Source organism: Chromobacterium alkanivorans, assembly GCF_016937655.1.
In the GTDB taxonomy this organism is placed as follows: domain Bacteria; phylum Pseudomonadota; class Gammaproteobacteria; order Burkholderiales; family Chromobacteriaceae; genus Chromobacterium; species Chromobacterium alkanivorans.
In genome coordinates this window covers 435,175-457,099 of record NZ_JAFHKL010000001.1, presented here as the reverse complement: position 1 = coordinate 457,099, position 21,925 = coordinate 435,175, and the positions used below count along the sequence as shown (strand labels likewise).

General features: G+C 62.7%; 19 protein-coding genes and 1 tRNA gene. 8 read left to right on the top strand and 12 right to left on the bottom strand.

The features are described 5' to 3' along the window. The first annotated feature begins 6 nt into the window (after window positions 1-6). Window positions 7-243 carry a putative hemolysin gene (locus JW897_RS02180; RefSeq protein ID WP_205465030.1) on the top strand — a complete coding sequence of 79 codons (237 nt, stop codon included), beginning with the start codon at window positions 7-9 and terminating at the stop codon, window positions 241-243. A 270-nt stretch (window positions 244-513) separates the two neighbouring features. On the opposite strand, the gene JW897_RS02175 is transcribed toward JW897_RS02180, so the two are convergent. The 5 genes from JW897_RS02175 to JW897_RS02155 form a co-directional block, all read right to left on the bottom strand. Next, window positions 514-1,281, bottom strand: a complete 768-nt coding sequence (locus tag JW897_RS02175; protein WP_048414088.1) for an ABC transporter ATP-binding protein — start codon at window positions 1,279-1,281, stop codon at window positions 514-516. Between the two features lie 15 nt (window positions 1,282-1,296). Next, window positions 1,297-2,010 (bottom strand): ABC transporter permease, encoded by a 714-nt coding sequence (locus JW897_RS02170; RefSeq protein ID WP_048414087.1) that lies wholly within the window; start codon window positions 2,008-2,010, stop codon window positions 1,297-1,299. Then, window positions 2,007-2,696, bottom strand: a complete 690-nt coding sequence (locus tag JW897_RS02165; RefSeq protein WP_048414086.1) for an ABC transporter permease — start codon at window positions 2,694-2,696, stop codon at window positions 2,007-2,009. Before JW897_RS02165 ends, JW897_RS02170 begins: the two co-directional genes overlap by 4 nt. A gap of 199 nt (window positions 2,697-2,895) precedes the next feature. Beyond that, window positions 2,896-3,675: an ABC transporter substrate-binding protein gene (locus JW897_RS02160; protein WP_048414085.1), complete on the bottom strand. Its 780-nt coding sequence runs from the start codon at window positions 3,673-3,675 to the stop codon at window positions 2,896-2,898. 543 nt (window positions 3,676-4,218) lie between these two features. Then, complete coding sequence (locus JW897_RS02155; RefSeq protein WP_205465029.1) at window positions 4,219-4,665, bottom strand: winged helix-turn-helix transcriptional regulator; 447 nt, start codon at window positions 4,663-4,665, stop codon at window positions 4,219-4,221. Between the two features lie 111 nt (window positions 4,666-4,776). Here JW897_RS02155 and JW897_RS02150 point away from each other — a divergent pair, with 111 nt between their 5' ends. Continuing rightward, a complete protein-coding gene (locus JW897_RS02150) occupies window positions 4,777-6,003 on the top strand; it encodes an MFS transporter (RefSeq protein ID WP_205465028.1) in 1,227 nt (408 codons plus the stop codon). 197 nt (window positions 6,004-6,200) lie between these two features. Here the strand turns inward: JW897_RS02150 and obgE are convergent, their stop codons facing one another. The 3 genes from obgE to rplU all read right to left on the bottom strand — a co-directional run bounded on the left by obgE (window position 6,201) and on the right by rplU (window position 8,092). Then, window positions 6,201-7,361 (bottom strand): GTPase ObgE, encoded by a 1,161-nt coding sequence (obgE, locus tag JW897_RS02145; RefSeq protein WP_205465027.1) that lies wholly within the window; start codon window positions 7,359-7,361, stop codon window positions 6,201-6,203. A 131-nt stretch (window positions 7,362-7,492) separates the two neighbouring features. Further along, window positions 7,493-7,768: a 50S ribosomal protein L27 gene (gene rpmA / locus JW897_RS02140; RefSeq protein ID WP_019099926.1), complete on the bottom strand. Its 276-nt coding sequence runs from the start codon at window positions 7,766-7,768 to the stop codon at window positions 7,493-7,495. 12 nt (window positions 7,769-7,780) lie between these two features. Next, window positions 7,781-8,092 (bottom strand): 50S ribosomal protein L21, encoded by a 312-nt coding sequence (gene rplU, locus JW897_RS02135; RefSeq protein WP_039753142.1) that lies wholly within the window; start codon window positions 8,090-8,092, stop codon window positions 7,781-7,783. A 230-nt stretch (window positions 8,093-8,322) separates the two neighbouring features. Between rplU and ispB the strand changes: the two genes are divergently transcribed. Together ispB and JW897_RS02125 are read left to right on the top strand one after the other, a co-directional pair. Then, window positions 8,323-9,252, top strand: a complete 930-nt coding sequence (ispB, locus tag JW897_RS02130; RefSeq protein WP_019099924.1) for an octaprenyl diphosphate synthase — start codon at window positions 8,323-8,325, stop codon at window positions 9,250-9,252. A 19-nt stretch (window positions 9,253-9,271) separates the two neighbouring features. Next, window positions 9,272-9,346, top strand: a tRNA-Arg gene (locus JW897_RS02125). Window positions 9,347-9,434: 88 nt separating this feature from the next. On the opposite strand, the gene JW897_RS02120 is transcribed toward JW897_RS02125, so the two are convergent. Beyond that, window positions 9,435-10,505 (bottom strand): ATP-binding protein, encoded by a 1,071-nt coding sequence (locus tag JW897_RS02120; protein ID WP_205465026.1) that lies wholly within the window; start codon window positions 10,503-10,505, stop codon window positions 9,435-9,437. Further along, window positions 10,502-11,239, bottom strand: coding sequence for a response regulator (locus JW897_RS02115; protein WP_205465025.1), 738 nt, complete (start codon window positions 11,237-11,239; stop codon window positions 10,502-10,504). The genes JW897_RS02120 and JW897_RS02115 overlap by 4 nt, the downstream gene beginning before the upstream one ends. A 134-nt stretch (window positions 11,240-11,373) precedes the next feature. Here JW897_RS02115 and JW897_RS02110 point away from each other — a divergent pair, with 134 nt between their 5' ends. The 4 genes from JW897_RS02110 to JW897_RS24590 all read left to right on the top strand — a co-directional run bounded on the left by JW897_RS02110 (window position 11,374) and on the right by JW897_RS24590 (window position 19,046). Continuing rightward, on the top strand, window positions 11,374-12,516 hold the full coding sequence (locus JW897_RS02110; RefSeq protein WP_205465024.1) for an efflux RND transporter periplasmic adaptor subunit: 1,143 nt from the start codon (window positions 11,374-11,376) through the stop codon (window positions 12,514-12,516). Between the two features lie 15 nt (window positions 12,517-12,531). Further along, window positions 12,532-15,666, top strand: coding sequence for a multidrug efflux RND transporter permease subunit (locus JW897_RS02105; RefSeq protein WP_205465023.1), 3,135 nt, complete (start codon window positions 12,532-12,534; stop codon window positions 15,664-15,666). Continuing rightward, a complete protein-coding gene (locus JW897_RS02100) occupies window positions 15,663-17,081 on the top strand; it encodes an efflux transporter outer membrane subunit (RefSeq protein ID WP_205465022.1) in 1,419 nt (472 codons plus the stop codon). Before JW897_RS02105 ends, JW897_RS02100 begins: the two co-directional genes overlap by 4 nt. A 345-nt stretch (window positions 17,082-17,426) precedes the next feature. Further along, window positions 17,427-19,046 carry a diguanylate cyclase gene (locus tag JW897_RS24590; RefSeq protein ID WP_205465021.1) on the top strand — a complete coding sequence of 540 codons (1,620 nt, stop codon included), beginning with the start codon at window positions 17,427-17,429 and terminating at the stop codon, window positions 19,044-19,046. Window positions 19,047-19,302: 256 nt separating this feature from the next. On the opposite strand, the gene JW897_RS02090 is transcribed toward JW897_RS24590, so the two are convergent. Together JW897_RS02090 and JW897_RS02085 are read right to left on the bottom strand one after the other, a co-directional pair. Further along, window positions 19,303-20,154 (bottom strand): HNH endonuclease, encoded by an 852-nt coding sequence (locus JW897_RS02090; protein ID WP_205465020.1) that lies wholly within the window; start codon window positions 20,152-20,154, stop codon window positions 19,303-19,305. Beyond that, complete coding sequence (locus tag JW897_RS02085) at window positions 20,154-21,728, bottom strand: AAA family ATPase (protein ID WP_205465019.1); 1,575 nt, start codon at window positions 21,726-21,728, stop codon at window positions 20,154-20,156. The genes JW897_RS02090 and JW897_RS02085 overlap by 1 nt, the downstream gene beginning before the upstream one ends. Window positions 21,729-21,925: the final 197 nt, after the last annotated feature.

Below are 21,925 nucleotides of genomic sequence, written 5' to 3'. Positions count from 1 at the left end.
AACCGCATGAGAATCTTGATTTGCGCCGCCGCGCTGCTGGGCCTGAGCGCCTGCAGCCAGACCAAGCCGCCTGAGCGCCCGGTGGTGGGCATGGCCAATCCGGCCTCGGTCTATTGCGTGGACAAGGGCGGCAAGCTATTGCCGCAAAAAGACGCCCAGGGCAACGAGTACGCGCTGTGCCAGCTGCCGGACGGCCGCACGGTGGAGGAATGGACGCTGTTCCGCGCCGACCATCCCAAATAGCCGTTCCCGGCTTATCCACAGTTTTTTCGGTTTTCCTGATTTATCCACAAGCCTGAAAACAACGAACCCGCCGGTCATATTGCGCCGGCGGGCTGTATCCCCCTTGAGCAGGGTAAAACTAAGAACCGGTTTACGATCTGCTGCGCGTCGTGACACGTGACACGGTGAGTACGGTTTCGAAATGCTCATGTACCCTCTGTACATTCCGCTTTCTCAGCCGTTTCCGCCTTGCCTCGCTTTAGCTCGCAAGATCGTAAACACGTTCTAAGATCACTTCAGGCTGCCCGACAGGAAGGCCTTCAGGCGCTCGCTCTTGGTGTTGCCGAACACCTCGTCCGGGCAGCCCTCCTCCTCCACCCGCCCCTGGTGCAGGAACATCACGTGATTGGACACATTGCGGGCGAAGCCCATCTCGTGGGTGACCACGATCATGGTGCGGCCTTCCTCCGCCAGCGCCTGCATCACTTTCAGCACCTCGCCCACCAGCTCCGGGTCCAGCGCCGAGGTGGGCTCGTCGAACAGCATCACCTCCGGCTCCATCGCCAGCGCGCGCGCAATCGCCACCCGCTGTTGCTGGCCGCCGGACAAATGCGCCGGGTATTTGTCCTGGGCGCGTTCGTCCAGGCCCACTTTGCGCAGGTATTTGATCGCGCGCTGGGTGGCTTCCTCCTTGGAAATCCCCAGCACGTGCACCGGCGCCTCGATGACGTTTTCCAGCACCGTCATGTGCGCCCACAGATTGAAGTGCTGGAACACCATGGCCAGCTTGGTGCGCATGCCCTGCAGCTGCTTCTGGTCCGCCGGCGTCAGCTCGCCGTTCTTGGTGGTGGCCAGCCGGATGGGCTCGCCATTGAGGCTGATGCTGCCCTGGTTCGGTTTCTCCAGGAAGTTGATGCAGCGCAGAAAGGTGCTTTTGCCGGAGCCGGATGAGCCGATGATGCTGATCACGTCGCCGGCCTTGGCCGTCAGCGAGACGCCCTTGAGCACCTCGTGGCTGCCGTAGCTCTTGTGGATGTTCTGGATAGTCAGCTTGTCCATCTTCTAGTCCGTTTCTCAGGTTTTCGCCGGCTGCAGATAGGCCAGCCATCGGGTCTCGGCCTTGCGGAACAGGCCCACCAGGATGAAGGTGACGCCCAGATAGATCAGGGCGGCCAGGCCAAAGGCGTTGAAGGAGTCGTAGGTGGCGGCGTTGACGTCGCGCGCCACTTTCAGCACGTCCGGCACGGTGGCGGTGAAGGCCACGGTGGTGGCGTGCAGCATCAGGATCACTTCATTGCTGTACGCCGGCAACGCGCGGCGCAGCGCGGACGGAATGATCACCCGACGGTAGAGGGTGAACTTGCTCATGCCGTAGGCCCGTCCGGCCTCGATCTCGCCGTAAGGGGTGGCCTTGATGGCGCCGGCGAAGATCTCGGTGGTGTAAGCGCAGGTGTTGAGCGCGAACGCCAGGATGGTGCAGTTGTAGCCCTCGCGGAAGAAGTGGTTGAGGAAGCCCACCTCGCGCACCGCGTCCAGGCTGTACATGCCGGTGTAGAAGAACAGCAGCTGCACGTAAAGCGGCGTGCCGCGGAACACATAGGTGTAGAACCAGACGCAGCGCGCCAGCCATTTGACCTTGGACACCCGCGCCACCGCCAGCGGGATGGAGACGACGAAGCCGAAGGCGATGGACAGCACCAGCAGCCACATGGTGACGGCGAGGCCGGACAGATGGTAGCCGTCCGACCACAGGAAGGGGCGCCAGTATTGTTGAATGATGTCTATCATAGCTCGGCCTCCCGCACGCCCATGGAGTAACGGCGCTCCAGCCACATCAACGCGAAGTTGGACACTGTGGTGAGCAACAGGTAGATCGCCCCGGCCACCAGGGTGAAGAAGAACACTTTGTAAGTGCTCTTGCCGGCGTCGATCGACACCTTGACCACGTCGGTCAGGCCGATGATGGACACCAGGGCGGTGGCTTTCAGCATCACCTGCCAGTTATTGGAAATGCCGGGCAAGGCGAAGCGCATCATCTGCGGAAACTGGATGCGGGAAAACACCTGCCAGTGGCTCATGCCGTAGGCGGTGCCGGCTTCCAGCTGGCCCTTGGGCACCGAGATGAAGGCGCCGCGCAGCGTTTCGGTGAAATAGGCGCCGTAGATGAAGCCCAGGGTCACCACGCCGGATACGAAGGGATTGAGGTCAATCCGCTCCATGCCCTGCCATTCGGTCAGATGGTTGATGCCTATCTGCAGGCTGTAAAAAATCAGCAGCATCAGCACCAGGTCCGGCACGCCGCGGATCAAGGTGGTGTACAGCGTGGACACGCCGCTCAGCAAGGGATTGCTGGACAGCTTGGCGCCGGCGCCTACCAGGCCGATCAGAAAGGCCAGCAACAAGGACAGCACCGCCAGCTCCAGCGTCACCAGCGTGCCTTCCCAGATAATGGAACCGAATCCATGCAAAAACATGCTCTTCCCCTTTCAGGAGCGGCGGCGAGCGCCGGGCCGGTCCTGACTTGCGCAAAAGACGAGCCGCCGACAAAACGGATGGCCAGCTCCGGCCACGGAGGCGCTGCGGGTTCCAATGCAGCGGTTTTGTCGGCGGCTTGGCTACCTGTTCAAAGTCCGCCGCGCAGCGGCGCTGCGGCCTTGAACAGGTTCTTGCCGCTTACTTGCCGTAAACGTCGAAGTTGAAGTATTTCTTCTCAATCTTCTGGTAAGTGCCGTCTTTGAGCATGCCGGCGATGGCTTTGTCGATATCGGCCTTCAGTTCCTTGTCTTCCTTGCGCAAGCCGATGGCGGCGCCTTCGCCCAGGGTTTTCGGGTCCACCAGTTCTTTGCCGGCAAAAGCGAAGCCCTTGCCTTCCGGCTTCTTCAGGAAGCCTTCGTCAGCCTGCACCGCGTCTTGCAGCGAGGCGTCCAGGCGGCCCGCCGTCAGGTCGGACAGCACTTGGGTCTGGTTCTGGTAAGGCACCACTTCCACGCCGGCCGGCGCCCAGTGTTTCTTGGCGTAAGCTTCCTGGATGGTGCCCTGCTCCACGCCCACGCGCTTGCCCTTCAGCGAAGCCGGGGTGGGCATCAAGCCGGAACCGCTCTTGGCCACCATGCGCGTCGGAGTGTTGAACAATTTGGAGGAAAAGCTGATTTCCTTCATCCGGGCTTCCGTCATCGACATCGAGGACAGCACGCCGTCGAATTTCTTGGCTTTCAAGGCCGGGATCATGCCGTCGAAATCGTTTTCCACCCACACGCACTTGGCTTTCAGGCGCTTACAGATTTCATTGCCCAGATCGATGTCGAAGCCCACCAGCTGGCCATTGGGCGCCTTGGATTCAAACGGCGCGTAACTGGCGTCCACGCCGAAACGGACTTCCTTCCAGTCCTTGGCCCATGCCCCGATCGACGCGGTCATCAGACCCAAGGCCATCACAGCCAATGCTTTCTTCATTTGCTTCTCCTCATAGACTTCATCAACAGCCAACGGTGAAAATCCCGAGCCGACGCAGCCGGGCATATGCATTTCACAAGTTAAAGCGTTCGGGGCTTTTCGCCCTCTGATCCGGCATCGCCCCCGGAGGGGCTGAGCGCTTCATGTTATATAAATAGAGCAATTTGTCTATACCGTCTCCGCCGCCCGCCGCCCACGCCGCTCTTATCTAAGCTTACGTCATGCCGTCATGGAAAATTAATGACTTGGTATTTCAGCGCCAGGGCGAATTTGCGGCTTGTTGAGGACAAAATACAACATCCAGACACCCACTCAAGTAACGCTTGGTATCGGAATGGGTGTACCTGCAAATGAAAAAGTCTTCATATGAACAATCTACTTCCACCCGCCGGAGGGGCTGTTCAAATGGCAGACAAGGACAAGGCGGACCGGGAAGAACGCGGGAAGGGTAATGGGCCGCAGCCCTGAAGAATGCGGGAAGGGACAACCGCCAGCTCAGCGCATGGCTGCACCGCGGCTCCGTCTTTGTCTCGGCCGATCGGCTCAGGCCAGCTTGCGCACCTCGGTGGCCTCGGGCGCCAGTTCGACACCGTCCGCGTCCCTGGGCGACATCAAGGGCACGCGCTGGCCGGTCCGCTTGTCTATCAACAGCGAATGGCCTTCGCCCGCCTCAAACAAATGCCCTTCGCCCCACTGGCGCAAGGCCAGCACCACCGCGAACAGGCTTTCCCCCTTGGCCGTCAACACATACTCCTGGTAAGCGGAGCCATCCGAGGCCGCCTGGGTGGCGAGCACCTCGGCGTCCACCAGCTTGCGCAGCCGATCGGACAGGATGTTGCGGGCCATGCCCAGACCGCGCTGGAAATCGCCGAAGCGGCGCACGCCGTCGAAGGCGTCGCGCACGATCAACAAGGACCAGCGATCCCCGATCACGTCGACGCTGCGCGCCACCGGACATGGCTCCTGATTCATTGTGTTATGGCGCGTCATGGGCTCTCCTTGGGTTATGCGGCGGCGGGATCAATCAGTTGCATTTTAAAACTGCTTGCCCTAGCATTCAATCGGTTTCATTTTGCAACTAGATTGAACGGACTCGGGATCATGAACGCCAGGCACGCCCCATCACCACTCTTGAAACACAAGCAAGCGAACACGCCCGCCAGCCTGGTATGGCTGTTCGCCGCCGCCAGCGGCTTGAGCGTGGCCAACGTCTATTACGCCCAACCCTTGCTGGACGCGCTGGCCCGGGATTTCGCCATCAGCCAGGCTGCGGTGGGCGGCGTAGTCACCGCCACCCAGATAGGCTGCGCGTTGGCCTTGCTGCTGCTGGTGCCGCTGGGCGACCTGCTGGAGCGCCGCCGCCTGATGGCGGCGCAACTGCTGGCGCTGGCGGCCGCGCTGACGGCGGTGGCCATGGCGCGCACCGCGCCCGCGCTGCTGGCTGGCGTGCTGGCGGTGGGCCTGCTGGGCACGGCGATGACCCAGGGGCTGATCGCCTACGCGGCCAGCGCCGCCGCGCCCCATGAGCAAGGGCGCGTCGTCGGCGCGGCGCAAAGCGGCGTCTTCATCGGCTTGCTGCTGGCGCGGGTGTTCGCCGGCGCCGTCAGCGACCTGGCCGGCTGGCGCGGCGTCTATTTAAGCGCCGCGGCGCTGATGCTGGCGATCGCGCTGCCGCTGTGGCGGCGGCTGCCCGCGCTCGCCCCCGCCGCGAACGCGATGCGCTACCCGGCGCTGCTCGCCTCCATGCTGACCCTGCTGCGGCGCGAGAAGGCGCTGCAAGTGCGCGGCATGCTGGCGCTGCTGATGTTCGCGGCCTTCAACATCTTCTGGAGCGCGCTGGCGCTGCCCTTGAGCGCGCCGCCCCACAACTATTCCCACACCGCCATCGGCGCCCTTGGCCTGGTGGGCGCGCTTGGCGCGCTGGCCGCCGCGCGCGCCGGTCAGTGGGCCGACCGCGGGCAGGGTCAACGCACCAGCGCGGCGGCGCTAGCGCTGCTGCTGCTGGCCTGGTGGCCGCTGTCGCTGATGCAGCAATCGCTTGCCGCACTGCTGGTCGGCATCCTGCTGCTGGATCTGGGCGGCCAGGCGCTGCACGTCACCAACCAGAGCCTGATTTTCCGCGCCTGCCCCGAAGCCCATGGCCGGCTGGTCGGCCTTTACATGCTGTTCTACGCGCTGGGCAGCGGGCTGGGCGCCATCGGCGCCACCACGGCCTACGCCCATGCCGGCTGGCAAGCCGTGTGCGGGCTGGGCGCCGCCGTCAGCCTGCTGGCGCTGCTGTTCTGGCGGGCGACGCGGCGGCTGACGCCCACTGTGGCGGTGAAATGAAAAAGGCCAGTCGCGAGACTGGCCTTTTGCTTGCCGTGAATGCCGGCGCCTAGAGGTAGAACCAGCCCAAAGTCTAGCGAGCTAGAACGAGACAAGGCGAAAACGGCTGAGAAAGCGGAATGTACATAGGTACATGAGCATTTCGAAGACGGTTTCAACGCCGTATCGTCGAAGCGCAGCAGGCTTTGGACCTATTCTTATTCTTCGGTCGTGTCCTGATGCATGGCCGCATCCGGCGTAATCACCGTCTGGCGCGCGGCGGCGGCTTGCTGCTGCGCCTCGTCCGCCTGCTTGCGCTGCTCGGCGCGCACCACGTCCAGATAGGACATGATGGCGAAGGTCAGCTCGCGGGTGCCTTCGTGATTCAGCGCAGAGATGCTGAACACGCGCGGCGCCTTGATATCGAAGCCGAAACGGTCGTCCGGCTGCTCTTCCGGCCAACCGTAGGCCTGGAGGAAGGCGGAGATGGTCAGCTCGCGCTCGTCCGCCGGCAACATGTCCACCTTGTTCAGCACCAGCCAGCGCGGCTTGCCGTGCAGCTCGTCGTCGTACTTCTTCAGCTCCTCGACGATGGCGCGCGCCTCGCGCACCGGGTCGACGTTGGGATCGAACGGCGCCACGTCCACCACGTGCAACAGCAGGCCGGTGCGCTGCAAATGCTTGAGGAAGCGGTGGCCCAGGCCGGCGCCTTCCGCCGCGCCTTCGATCAGGCCCGGAATGTCGGCGATCACGAAGCTGCGGGTATCATCCATGCGCACCACGCCCAGATTGGGGTGCAAGGTGGTGAACGGATAATCCGCCACCTTGGGGCGCGCCGCCGACACCGCGCGGATGAAGGTGGACTTGCCGGCGTTGGGCATGCCCAGCAGGCCCACGTCGGCCAGCACTTTCAACTCCAGCTTCAGCGTGCGCTGCTCGCCCTGCTCGCCCGGCGTGCACTGACGCGGCGCGCGGTTGGTGGAGGATTTGAAATGGATGTTGCCCAGGCCGCCCTTGCCGCCGCGCGCAATCATGATGCGCTGGCCGTGATGAGTCAGGTCAGCCACCAGCTCGCCGGTGTCGTGGTCGGTGATGACCGTGCCCACCGGCATTTTCAGTTCGATATCGTCGCCGCCCTTGCCGTAGCAATCCGCGCCGCGACCGCGCTCGCCGTGTTCGGCCAGGTATTTTTTGACGAAGCGGAACTCCACCAGGGTGTTGACGTTCTCGTCGGCCACCGCGTACACGCTGCCGCCCTTGCCGCCGTCGCCGCCGTCCGGGCCGCCGAAGGGTACGAACTTCTCGCGACGGAAACTGGCCACGCCGTTGCCGCCGCGGCCCGCGAACACTTCAATGCGGGCTTCATCGATAAATTTCATGTTTTCAACCTCTGTCTGGCGAGGAGTCAGGGGTCAGGGTGGACTCGCGGCCGCCCTCACGCCTTGCCCCTCGGGTATGAAAAAAGCCCTATCGCAGGATAGGGCTTTCTCGGTCACTAGAAAGCGAAAAATTATTCGCCGTCTACGCCGGTGTACGGAACCACATTAACGATCTTGCGCTTCATTGCACCTTTGATGGTGAATTCAACGTAACCGTCAACCTTGGCGAACAAGGTGTGATCCTTGCCCTGACCAACGTTTTCACCTGCGTGGAAGCGGGTGCCGCGCTGACGCACGATAATGGAACCTGCCGGAATCAGTTCGCTGCCGTAAACCTTAACGCCCAGGCGTTTGGCTTCGGAGTCACGACCGTTGCGGGAGCTACCGCCTGCTTTTTTGTGTGCCATGACTGTTTATCCTTACTTCGAAATCGCGTCGATGCGGATTTCGGTGAAGTTTTGACGATGACCCTGATGTTTCTGGTAGTGCTTGCGACGACGCATCTTGAAGATGCGGATCTTGTCGCCACGACCGTGGGAAACAACGGTGGCCTTAACAGTGGCACCGGCAATCATCGGGGCGCCTACAACAACCTGTTCACCGTCAGCAATCATCAGCACTTCTTCAAGTACGATCTGGCTGTCGACGTCTGCAGGTATCTGTTCTACTTTGAGTTTTTCACCAACGACAACTTTGTACTGCTTGCCGCCGGTTTTTATGACCGCATACATTCGCATGAGCTCCTGAATATAAAAATCTCGCCGCCTATTGCGGGAGAACGCGAAACTATACGGACACCCCGTCAAGTTGTCAATGATTTCATCGACTTAGTCCTAGAGAGTACGCGCCGTGGCGGCTGGAGGGGCTTTTCTGGTAACATTCTCGGCTTTGGCGTACCCATCTCAAATAACTGGTTGAAATCGTGTCCACCCCGCTTTTCCGTACACTGATAGCCGACGACATGCAGGCCGTTGACCGCGTCATCCGCGCCCGGCTGCACTCCGACGTCGTCCTGATCCGCCAGGTAGCGGAATACATCATTTCCGCCGGCGGCAAGCGCCTGCGCCCGGTGTTGACCCTGTTGTCCGGCCGCGCGCTGGGCCATGGCGGCGAACAACTGCACGAGCTGGCGGCGATGATCGAATTCATCCACACCGCCACCCTGCTGCACGACGACGTGGTGGACGAATCCGACCTGCGCCGCGGCCGCGAAACCGCCAACGCGCTGTTCGGCAACGCCGCCAGCGTGCTGGTGGGCGACTTCCTCTACACCCGCGCCTTCCAGATGATGGTGACCACCCGCAATATGGACATCCTGGCGGTGATGGCGGAAGCCACCAACATCATCGCCGAGGGCGAAGTGCTGCAGCTGCTCAACATCGGCAACACCGACGTCACCGAAGACGAATACCTGCGCGTGATCAAGTACAAGACCGCCAAGCTGTTCGAAGCCTCCGCCCGCGTGGGCGCGCTCAGCGCCGGCGCCAGCGCCGAGCAAGTGCAGGCGATGGCCGAATACGGCATGTACCTGGGCACCGCCTTCCAGATCATCGACGACGTGCTGGACTACAGCGGCGACGCCGACACCATAGGCAAGAGCCTGGGCGACGACCTGGCCGAAGGCAAACCGACGCTGCCGCTGATCTACACCATGCGCAACGGCAATCCGGAAGCCTCCGCCACCGTGCGCGAGGCGCTGGAACACGCCAGCCGCGATCGTTTCCAGGACGTGCTGGCTGCGGTACAATCCTGCGGCGCTCTGGACTACGCCCGGGCCGAAGCGGTCAAAGTGGCCGAACAAGCCGTTGCCGCGCTGGCGCCGATTCCGGAATCGGACACCCGCCAGGCCTTGGTGGAATTGGCCCGCCTGTCGGTGGACCGCAGCGCCTGACTCAGCAGTTTCTCTAAGCGTCTCCGTAGTTAAATGGATATAACGGCCCCCTCCTAAGGGGCAGTTACAGGTTCGATTCCTGTCGGGGGCGCCACCTCTGCTCGCAAAGCAGCAAGCGCCACAAATCAAAAAGCCGCTCCCGGCAACGGTGCGGCTTTTTTGCGTCCCGCTCGGCCCGCGGATCAGGGCGATGGCCGCCCCGGCTGCGGCCAGCTCAGCTCGAAGCGGCTGCCGCCGCCCGCCGGAATGCAGCGCGCCTCGCCGCCGTGGGCGCGGGCGATGGCGGCCACCACCGCCAGCCCCAGGCCGCTGCCGCTCTTGCCGCTTTGGCGCGCCGCGTCGGCACGGCGGAAGGCCTCGAACACATGCGGCGCGAAGTCCTCGGGAATGCCCGGGCCCTCGTCCTCCACCCGCAAACGACACTGGCCGCCCGCCAGGCTCAGCTGCACCTGCAGCAGGCCGGGCTGGGCGTAGCGGCGCGCATTGTCCAGCAAGGCCAGCAGCGCCTGGCGGATGCGCACCGGGTCGCAATGCGCCGGGCGCTCGTCCAGGTCCAGCACCACCTGCAAACCAGCCGCCAGCAGCGCGTCCTCGAACACCTCCACCACTGCGCGCACTTCGGCGGCCAGATCGGTGTCCCGCATCTCGATGTCCAAATGCCCGCTTTCCTCCAGGCTAACCACCCGCAGGTCTTCAATCAGATGGGCCAGGCTTTCCACCTGGGCCAGCAGCCGGCGAAACTGGTTCTCGTCCGGGGTGAACACCCCTTCCGCCAGCCCTTGCAGCCGGCCGCGCAGCACCGTCACCGGGGTGCGCAGCTCATGGGCGATAGCGGCGTTCCAGAACGCCTGCTCCTTGGTCATGCGCTGCAGTTGGCTCGCCAGCGCGTTGAAGTCGTCGGCCAGCGCCGCCGCCTCGCGCAGCGAACGGTCGCCGGCCGCCGCGCGCGCGTCCAGGTCGCCCTGGGCGACGCGGCGTATGCCCTCCGCCACCGAGTTGAGCGGCACCAGGATGCGGCGCGCCAGGCGCAGGCCCATCACCACCGACAACGCCAGGCCCGCCACGGTGCTGGAAATCAGCCACACCCATTCCGGCATCGTCATCTTCCAGCCCGGCGATTCGAAATGCACCGGCCAGTAGGTCATCGCCACATAGTAGAAAGTGAAGCCGGTCACCACCACCAGCACGGTCACACAGAAGGCCATCGTCGCCATCGACAGCGCGATCTGCCGGCTCAGCCCCGCCAGCCTCATTCCGCGCCCCACAGCTTGTAACCGACGCCGCGCACGCCCACCGGCACACCGTCCACGCCGCACTCCTCCAGCTTCTTGCGCAGCTTGCTGATATGGCTATCCACGGTGCGCTCCAGCGCGTCGCCTTCCGGCAGGCAGGCGGCCAGCAGCTCGGCGCGGCTGAACACCCGCCGCGGCGCGCGCGCCAATTGCGCCAGCAGTTTGAATTCGGTCAGGGTCAGCGTCAGCACATGACGCTGCTTGCCGGCCAGCACCGCCACCTCGTGATTTTCCAGGTCGATCTCGAACGGCGCCGCGCGCAGCACCTGCGGCTCCGCCTGGCGCGCGCGGGACATGGAGCGGCGCAGCACCGCCTGAGTGCGCGCCACCACCTCGGCGGGGTTGAAGGGTTTGACCACGTAGTCGTCGGCGCCGATGCGCAGGCCCATCAGCTTGTCGATGTCCTGGTCCAGCGCCGTCAGCATGATCACCGGCGTGTCGCCGCGATGGCGGATTTCCGCCAGCACCTGCCAGCCGTCGGCGCGCGGCATCTGTACGTCCAGCAGCACCAGGTCCGGCTTCAGCGACAGGTGCAGCTCCAGCGCCTGCCGGCCGTCCGCCGCGTGCGCGCAGCGCATGCCGCTGCGCGTCAGATAGGCGGAGAGGATCTCCGCGATCTCGGGTTCGTCTTCAGCGACGAGGATCAAGGCCTGGCGGTCTTGGCCCGCGCCGGGCGGTCGCATTGTCTGAGTCATGGCGCCGATTTCGCATCCTGTCTGCATCTCCATCGAATCTCCATGCTACCACACGGGAACCCCCATCCAGCCCCGGCATACTGCCGCCTGACTTTATACGGGCGGCCTGCCGTCCATGCTTGATTGGAGTGGAAATGAAGAGTAAACGAGCCAGCCTCTACGGCGCCGGCGGCCTGTTGGCGGCGGCGCTGCTAAGCGCTTGCGGCCAAGCCGAAATCCATGCGCCGCCGCCGGCTATCCCGGTGCGCACCCTGAGCGTGGCCCCGGCCCCGCTCAAGCTGAGCGAAGACCTGCCCGGCCGCGTGGCCGCGGTGCGGGTGGCGGAAATCCGGCCGCAAGTCAGCGGCATCGTGCTGCGCCGCCAGTTTGAGCAAGGCACCGAAGTGCGCGCCGGCCAGCCGCTGTTCCAAATCAACCCGGCGCCGTTCAAGGCGGAGGTTGACACCGCCGCCGCCGCGCTGCAACGCGCCGAAGCCGCGCTGGCGCGCGCGAAAGTGCAAACCGCCCGCCTCAAGCCGCTGGTGGAGAGCGACGCCATCAGCCGCCAGGTCTACGACGACGCCGCGTCCCAACGCGACCAGGCCGCCGCCGACGTGGCCCAGGCGCGAGCCACGCTGGCCCGCCGCCAGCTGGACCTGAAATTCTCCCGCGTCGAAGCCCCCATCGCCGGCCGCATCGACCAGGCGCTGGTCACCGAGGGCGCGCTGGTGGGCGGCGGCGACAGCGCCCCGATGGCGCGCATCCAGCAGATAGACCAGGTCTATGTGGACGTGCGCCAGCCGGCGGCGGCGCTGGAAGCCGTGCGCCAAAGCCTGGCCGCCCAGCCGGACAGCGCCGGCCACGGCCTGCCGGTGTCCATCCTGCGCGACGACGGCGCGCCCTACGGCCTCAGCGGTCGCATCCTGTTCTCCGGCGTCAATGTGGACGCCGGTACCGGCGACGTGCTGCTGCGCGTGCTGGTGGACAACCCCGAGCGGCGGCTGCTGCCCGGCATGTTCGTGCGCGCCCGCGTGCCGCGCGCCAGCTACGCGGCGGCGCTGACCGTGCCGCAGCAAGCAGTGGTGCGCATTGGCGGCAAGACCCAGCTGTGGACCGTGGACGCCAAGAACCAGGCGCGGCTGAGCGTGGTGGAGCTGGGCGAACTGGCCCACCGCCAGTACCGCATCCGCTCCGGCCTGCGCGCCGGGCAAAAGGTCGTGGTCGAGGGCATGGAACGCCTTGCCGACGGCGCGGCGGTGGCCGCCAGCGAAGCCGCGCCCGCGGCCGCCAAAAGCTAAGCGGGGAAGATAGCCATGTCTCAATTCTTCATCCGCCGCCCGGTGTTCGCCTGGGTGATCGCCCTGTTCATCATCCTGCTGGGGTTGATCGCCATCCCGCAGCTGCCGATCGCGCGCTACCCCTCGGTGGCGCCGCCCTCGGTCACCATCACCGCCAGCTATCCCGGCGCCACGCCGCAGACCATGAGCGACGGCGTGCTCAGCCTGATCGAGCGCGAGCTGTCCGGCGTCAAGAATCTGCTGTACTTCGAATCCTCGGCCGACACCTCCGGCATCGCCCAAATCACCGTCACCTTCAAGCCGGGCACGGACCCGGAGCTGGCGCAGGTGGACGTGCAGAACAAGCTCAAGGCGGTGGAACCGCGGCTGCCCGCCCCGGTGCGCCAGAACGGCGTGATGGTGGAATCCGCCTCCTCCGGCTTCCTGATGCTGATCGGCCTGCGCTCGGACAGCGGCCGCTTTGACGAAGGCGCGCTCAGCGACTACCTGTCGCGCAATATCGCCGAAGAACTGCGCCGCATCGAAGGCGTGGGCCGCGTGCAGCAGTTTGGCACCGAGCAAGCGATGCGCGTGTGGGTGGACCCGGCCAAGCTGATCACCTACGGCCTGTCCATGAGCGAGCTCACCGCCGCCATCGCCCAGCAAAACGTCCAGATCGCCCCCGGCAGCCTGGGCGCCGCGCCCGCCCTGCCCGGCCAGCGCGTCACCGTGCCGCTCACCGTGCAAGGCCAGCTGACCGCGCCGGAAGAATTCGCCGCCATCGTGCTGCGCGCCAACGCCAACGGCTCCAAAGTGGTGCTGGGCGACGTGGCGCGGGTGGAGATAGGCTCCCAGGGCTACAACTTCGTCAGCCGCGAAAACGGCAAGCCCGCCTCCTTCGCCGGCGTGCAGCTGGCGCCGGGCGCCAACGCGGTCAAAACCGCGGAAGCGGTGCGGGCGCGGCTGGCCGAGCTGAGCACCTCCATGCCGGCCGGCATCAGCTATTCGGTGCCCTTCGACACCGCGCCCTTCGTCAAGATCTCCATCGAAAAAGTAATCTACACCCTGCTGGAAGCCATGGTGCTGGTCTTCCTGGTGATGTATCTGTTCCTGCAAAACGCGCGCTACACCTTGATCCCGGCCATCGTCGCCCCGGTGGCCATGTTGGGCACCTTCGCCGTGATGCTGGCCACCGGCTTCTCCATCAATGTGCTGACCATGTTCGGCATGGTGCTGGCCATCGGCATCATCGTGGACGACGCCATCGTGGTGGTGGAAAACGTGGAACGGCTGATGGCGGAAGAAGGGCTGTCCCCGCGCGACGCCACCTCCAAGGCGATGAAGGAAATCACCGGCGCCATCGTCGGCATCACCCTGGTACTCACCGCCGTCTTCATCCCCATGGCGCTGTCCAGCGGCTCCGTCGGCGTCATCTACCAGCAATTCTCGCTGTCCATGGCCGTAGCCATCCTGTTCTCCGCGCTGCTGGCGCTGACGCTGACCCCGGCGCTGTGCGCCACCATGCTCAAGCCCATCCCGCAGGGACACCATGAAAAGCACGGCTTCTTCGGCTGGTTCAACCGCCGCTTCGCCCAGCTCACCGCCTGGTACGAAACCCGCGTCGGCCGGCTGATAGGCCGCGCCGGCCGCGTGATGCTGCTGTTTCTGGCCATCTCCGGCGCGCTGGCCGCCGGCTTCAAGGCGCTGCCCTCCTCCTTCCTGCCGGAAGAAGACCAGGGCTATTTCATGACCAGCTTTCTCTTGCCCGCGGACGCCACCGTCGAGCGCACCCGCGACGTGGTTAAAACGCTCGATGACCATCTGGCGACGCGCCCTGCGCTCCAGTCCAGCATCTCCATTATCGGCTACGGCTTCTCCGGCTCCGGCCCCAACGCCGCGCTGAACTTCGCCGTGCTCAAAGACTGGAAACAACGCGGCGGCGCCAGCACCGTGGAAGAAGCCCTGCGCGCCCAACAGCGGATGTCCGCCACCACCGAAGGCGCGGCGATGAGCCTGCTGCCGCCGGCCATAGACGAACTGGGCACCAGCTCCGGCTTCAGCCTGCGGCTGCAAGACCGCGCCAACCAGGGCCACGCCGCGCTCAAAGCGGCCGAAGCCAAACTGCTGGAACTGGCCTCCCGCAGCAAGATCGTCAGCGGCGTCTACCCGGACAGCCTACCGGCCGGCACCAGCGTGCGCCTGGACATAGACCGGCAGAAGGCCGAGGCGCTGGGCGTGTCCTTCAGCAGCGTCAGCGACACCCTGTCCACCGCCATGGGCTCCACCTACGTCAACGACTTCCCGCACGCCGGCCGCATGCAGCAAGTGATCATCCAGGCCGACGCCCCGGCGCGCATGCAGCTGGACAATGTGCTCAAGCTCTACGTGCGCAACGCCAGCGGCGGCATGGTGCCGCTGGCGGAAGTGGTGCGCCCGGCCTGGTCCGAAACCCCGCTGCAACTGGTGCGCTTCCAGGGCTACCCGTCCGCCCGCCTGTCCGGCGGCGCCGCGCCCGGCTACTCCAGCGGCGCGGCCATGGCCGAGATGGAACGGCTGGCCACGCAACTGCCGCCCGGCTTCGCGCTGGCCTGGACCGGCCAATCGCTGCAAGAACGCCAGTCCGCGTCCCAGGCGCCGATGCTGATGGCGCTGTCCATGATCGTGGTGTTCCTGGTGCTGGCCGCGCTGTACGAAAGCTGGGCCATCCCGCTGTCCGTGATGCTGGTGGTGCCGCTGGGCCTGATCGGCGCCATCGGCGCGGTGATGCTGCGCGGCATGCCCAACGACGTGTTCTTCAAAGTGGGCCTGATCACCGTGATTGGCCTGTCCGCCAAGAACGCCATCCTGATCATCGAGTTCGCCAAGCAACTGCATGAAGAAGGCAAGAGCCTGGTGGAAGCCGCGGTGCAAGCCTCGCGCCTGCGGCTGCGTCCCATCCTGATGACCTCGCTGGCCTTCGGCCTGGGCGTGCTGCCGCTGATGCTGGCCACCGGCGCCAGCGCCGAAACCCAGAACGCCATCGGCACCGGCGTGTTTGGCGGCATGGTCACCGCCACCGTGCTGGCCATCTTCTTCGTACCCGTATTCTTCGTGGTGGTGATGAGCGCGCAAGCGCGCCTCGCCAGCTGGCGCAAGCCGCGCCCGGCCCCGGAGCAGAAAGCAGAATCATGAGATTGCCCCTCCTCCCCCTGTCCCTGAGCGTGGCGCTGGCGCTGAGCGTCTCCGCCTGCTCGCTGACCCAGCCCTTGCGCAAGCCGGAACCCCCGGTGCCGGCCCGCTACGCGGCGACGGCCGACGCGGCCGACCTCAGCGCCAATGCCGCCGACCTGGGCTGGCGCGCGATGTTCGGCGACCGCCGGCTGCAAAGCCTGATCGAGCTGGCGCTACGCAACAACCGCGACCTGCGCCTGGCGGCTCTCAACGTGGAAGCCGCCGAAGCCCAATACGGCATCCAGCGCGCCGCGCGGCTGCCATCCGTGGACGCCGGCGCCGGCCTCACCCGCCAGCGCACCCCGGCCAACCGCGAAACCGATCCGATCACCCCGGCCGCCGTGCAAAACCAGTACGGCGTCAACCTGGGCGTCAGCGCGTTTGAGATCGACCTGTTCGGCCGCGTGCGCTCCCTGTCCGACGCCGCCTTCGCCCGCTACCTGGCCACCGACCACGGCCGCCGCGCCGCGCAAATCGCCCTGGTGGGCGCGGTGGCGGACGCCTACTTCGCGGAACGGCTGGCGCGCGAGCAACTGGCGCTGGCGGAACGCACCCAGGCGGACTGGCGGCAATCGCTGGCGCTGGCGCGCCGGCTCAAGGACGCGCAACAAGCCGGCGGTCTGGACGTGGCTCAGGCCGAAGGCCAGGTGGCCAGCGCCGACGCCGACCTGGAAGCCCGCGCCCGCGCCGCGGACCAGGCGCGCAACGCGCTGCGCCTGCTGCTGGGCGCGGAACCGCCGGAAGACCTGCCCGAGCCGCTGCCGCTGGACCGCCAACCGGTGGTGACCCGGCTGGCCGCCGGCCTGCCGTCGGAACTGCTGTTCCGCCGCCCGGACATCCTGCAAGCCGAACAACAACTGGAAGCCGCCAACGCCGACATCGGCGCCGCGCGCGCCGCCTTCTTCCCGCGGCTGTCGCTCAGCACCTCCGCCGGCTTCCTCAGCCCCGGCCTGCGCAATCTGTTCGACGGCGGCCAGCACGTGTGGAGCTTTGCGCCGCAAATCAACATCCCGCTGTTCCAGGGCGGCCGGCTGCGCGCCGAACTGCGGCTGGCGGAAGTGCGCAAATCCAGCGCCGTGGCCGAATACGAACGCGCCATCCAGATCGCCTTCCGCGAAGTGGCCGACGGCCTGGCCGGCCGCGAAACCTTCAGCCGCCAGATCGACGCCCAGGCGCGCGCGGTGGCCAGCGCGGAACGCCGCGCCGAGCTGTCCGGCCTGCGCTACCGCGCCGGCGTGGACGGCCGGCTGGAACTGCTGGACGCCCAGCGCCAGCTCTACGCGGCGCAGCAAGCGCTGCTGGACCTGCGCCGCGGCCAGTTGAGCAATGCCATAGCCTTGTACAAGGCGCTGGGCGGCGGCCTCACCGAAACGTAAGAGCGGCGAACAAACCCCTGATGCGGCGTTGCGCCGACTTGCCGTACTCAATGTACTGTCTGCGTCGGCGCGCCTTGCCTCAGGGATTTTGTTGGCCACTCTAAGAACGTGTTTACGATCTCGCGAGCTAAGGCGAGACAAGGCGAAAACGGGCGAAAAAGCGGAATGTACTCGTGGTACATGAGCATTTTGAGCGCGGTTTCAACGCCGTATCGCCGACGCGCAGCCGATCGTAAACAGGTTCTAAGCACCGCCGGCCAGCGGTCACCCCCATCCCCTCCTTTCGCGCGGCCCACGCGGCCGCGCTCTTTTTTACCCCGCCCCTCGCCTTGCAATCCCGCGCCTGTGGATACAAACATAAAGCTGTACCACCCCATTGGCCGCACCAAGATGAAGCTTCTCTCCCACCTCTGGCCGCGCAGTTTCCGGCTGCGGCTCAGTCTGCTGTTTGGCGGCCTGTTCCTCTTGGCCTCCTTGCTGGACACCGCACTGGAACCGCAACTGAACCAGGGCCTGCTGCAAGACAAGGGCGAAGCCTTGCAGGCCACCGCGCGCGGCATCGCCAAATCCCTGGCCGCCGGCCTCAGCCAAAGGCGGCGAGAACTGGCCCTGCACACCCAAACCCCGGTCTTCCTCAGCGCCCCGCTGGACAGCCCGGCGCTGCGCGGCGGCCTGGAACACATCAGGCTGCACAACCCGGACTACGCCTGGCTGGGCGTGATCGCCCCGGACGGCCGCATCGTCTCCGCCAGCGGCGGCGCGCCGTCCCCCCGCATCGAATTCGCCGCCCCGCTGCATAACGAAGCCGGCAAACTGCGCGGCGCGCTGGCCGCCCAAAGCTCCTGGGCCTGGGTGGCCAAGCTGATCGCCGACCGCCTGCCGCGCCACAGCGCCGGGGAAGCGCCGCAAGTCTTCATCGTCAACCAGAACAACGCCCCGCTGTTTCCGCCCGGCGCGCCGGACCGGGCTGACATGCCCGCGCCGCTGAGCGGGCCGGGCTACCAACAAGGCGACTGGGCAGACGGCGAAACCTATCTCTACGCCGACGCCAAGATAGACGACGCCCCCGGCCCCGGCTGGCGCGTCATCGTCCGCCAAGCGCCGCCGCAAGCGCCTGCCACCCTCAGCCGGCTGCGCTCCGCGCTGACCCTGCCCGGCTGGATCGTCACCCTGCTGCTGATGGCCATGGTCTATCGGCTGGCCGCCGCCTTCAGCCGCCCGCTGGAAACCCTGGCCCACACCGCCCAGCGCGTCAGCGCCGGCGACGAACAAGCGGACTGGAGGCTGCGCAGCGGCGCCCGCGAACTGCAACAGCTAGCCCAAGCCATGCAACAGATGACTGCCACCCTGCTGGCGCGCCGCGGCGAACTGGCCGCCGCCAACACCGGCCTGGAACAAAAAGTGGAAGAGCGCACCGAGGCGCTGAGCGAAGCCAATCGCCAACTGGAAGAACGAGCGGCGCAGCTGGAACAGATGGCGCGCAGCGACGCGCTGACCGGCCTGGGCAACCGCATGGCCGCCGCGGAACGGCTGACGGCGGAATACCAACGCTTCCACCGCAGCCACGCACCCTACTCGGTGCTGCTGCTGGACGCCGACTACTTCAAGCGCGTCAACGACAGCCACGGCCACGCGGTGGGCGATCAGGTGCTGCAACAGATCGCCGCCGCCCTGAACGGCGCGGCGCGCGCCACCGACTTTGCCGCCCGCTACGGCGGCGAGGAGTTTCTGCTGCTATTGCCGGACACCGACGCCGAAGGCGCGCTGGTGCTGGCCGAGCGGGTGCGCGCGGCAGTGTCCGCTGCCGCCAACACCGTGGCCGGCGTGGTCACCGTCAGCATAGGCGCGGCCACCGCGCGCGACGACGACGCCACCCAAGAAACCATCGTCCAGCGCGCGGACGAGGCTTTGTATCGGGCCAAGGAGAATGGGCGGAACCGGGTGGAGGTGGAGGGGGATGGGTGAGGGGAGCGAGTACTTACATCTGTTGAATCCGCTACGTTGGGGATAACTTAGGGCAGGCCCCACCCGGCGAATACTAAAGAGTAACAACGCAGCTCAATTCACCTTACCCCAAATCACTCATCACGAAATTGCTCAAACCAAAGTAGCTACTTAATAACCCTAGGCCTAGCGCATATTGGTTTCCTAGAGGAGACAGGGACGATTCTCCTGAATGAAATACTATGTGATCTAACAAAAAACCTAATCACTACACACATCAACCCATACCTTCTTTAAAGCCGTGGTCAAGATACCACTCACTTTCAGTCAGCGCACAATATAATGCTGCCTTCCATGAATTAAGTGCACTTGACTGCGCCACCCTTGCCAAATGAGTTCTTCTCTCCTCCTTCGTCTCAAAAAACTGCAACAACCGACTCAACTCAGCAAGCTCTGAAGCAGCCTCCACTGAAAACCGCTTAGAAAGCCCACTACTAAAGTGATTAAAGATACGCTGCCTCAACCCTCCATCCCATTCACTAGGAGGATTAGCAAAATACCGTACTACTGCAGGAGTTGAATGAACAACCTCAGCAAAAACCCACCTTCTTAAATCAATAGAGTCACTTTCAAAATAAGGATGAAGTGTTTGGTTATACTCTGTCAAAACAGAAGAACCCTTATCTTTATTACAATCAGCACAAGAAGGTATCAAATTTCCAGGAAAAATAGAAAACATTGGGTAGTATGACTTAGAAAGAAAATGATCCAACGTTGACACTTGGCCAAACCCACAATAAGGGCACTTCCCCAATGGAGCCAACATTCTTATCTTGTCATAATACTCTCGACCTGGCCTTCCATCTTTGGCCATTTGGCAAGAGTATAAATCTATGAAATCTTGCTTACTGATATTCGGCAATACTACCTGTGCGCCATCACCTCTATTACAAGGAACCACTCTGAAAAGTTGATTTACTCTAGCCAAAGAACTATAACATTGATAATGTTCAACAACTTCCTCACCGACCATTTGAAACCGCTCTATTAAAGCAGCATCCCTCACTCCGCTCGAACACCTGGCATATATCTCATAAGCATCAGCATCCAAGCAAGTAAGGCGCCTCATTAAATTCCTCCTTTTACGTTATTTCGAGAGGTAATTAATGCCTGCAGAATAGCCTGAGCTTCAAATCCTAACTGCCCATTATACGATCTTAAAATTTCATCAAAACTTCCTCCTTTATCAACCTCCTGCTGTAATACATCATGAAATCCTGACTTTGATACTTCCAAACCAAATATCTCTCGTGTGAGCACCCCAACATTTTCACCAAAAGTTTCACGATCTGGGCGATCAGACCTTCCTTCCGCTCGCAATCTTGTTAATTTCCAAACACAAGATCGCGGCACTTCTTGAACAACGACAGGAGAGTGAGTTGCAATAATCGCGACACCATTACGATTATGTAGCAGATCTGACAATGCCCTTGTGAAGGCCGATAGCAATGGAGGATGAAGATGACTTTCTGGCTCATCCATTAACACCAGCGTTTTCTCCTCCACCAGATCCACCAACTTCGTGATAGTTAACAATACAATAGAGTGCCCAGAACTCATTCTCCGCATTAAAGAATATGCATCCTGAACTAATTCATCATTATCACCCTGACCGAGCCTACTAAGGTTCATATCGGCAAAGTTACTATCCGACTCCAAACGTGAAATTGCTGTAAGCCAACGATCGCGCTTGGCAGGCTGACTTAAGCATGACTGGAGGCTCTCTACAAAATCATTTGCAAGGTCTACTTCTGTTTTGGGAGGCAAAAGTGTGGCTCCATCCTCACCGAACCTCGATTTTTTCATCCCAACATAAAAATACGCCACTCCACGACTACGATCTGGTTGATCCACAGGGGGAACAAAGGGATCAAATGCACTAAAAGAAACAGAAACAATGCTACTAAAATAATTTGATGAAAGAGCTGTCCATGCACCATTCTCACCCAATGACTCATAGAAACTGACGCGCTTTGGCACGACACTACTCTGTGAAAAAATAGCACCAACCATTCCGTTTAGGATGGTGGTTTTCCCTACACCATTCCTTCCAATTAAAACATGAATATTTGTAGCCGGCTTTGACTTTGGATCAACTTGAAAAGTTAGGTATACCTTCGCATTACGCTCATTACCTCGGTCATGATATGCAAAGAGAAAGTCCGTTAATATCGCTTTACCCTGCAGCACACGACGAAATTGCCCATCAATAACAGACAAACTAACACTACGGGTTAGTGAGTTAGCAAAAACATTCTCTTTGCAAGCCAACGAAAATAAGTTCTCAATAAAGACAACATCTCGCAAAGCCATCAAAACGTCTTTTCTTTCTTCCTCAGAAAGCTCCTCTTGCAAATTTTTATAATAATCAACATCTTGACCAAGAGAAAAATAGTTTTCGGGTAGTGCTCCAAAAGAGGGCTGCATTGTATCAATAGTCCATCCTGTTGGTTGCCCAAAATAACCTATTTTAACAGTCCCTATTTCTACCTCACGCCCCCCCGAATTGTAAAACACCACTGAAAACAAAGTCTTGTATGAATAATCATCCCAAGTACTAGGAGCAAGCACTACAGTATTTGCCCCCCTTTCACTCTGAGTTAAATACTCACCACGCTTCAGCGCTCTTACAAGAATTGGCATATAAATCCCCTAACAAAACTGAACCTTTTAGCATTTATACCAAATATAGGTACACCACGACTTCCTCAACAAGAGGCCTAGCACTGCGGCTTATTCCATATCCTTGCCAAGCCTTACCAGCAAAAACAATTATTACCTACAAAATATTCACCTACATGAAATCGACTATCATTACACTAAAAACACTCTTTTCTACT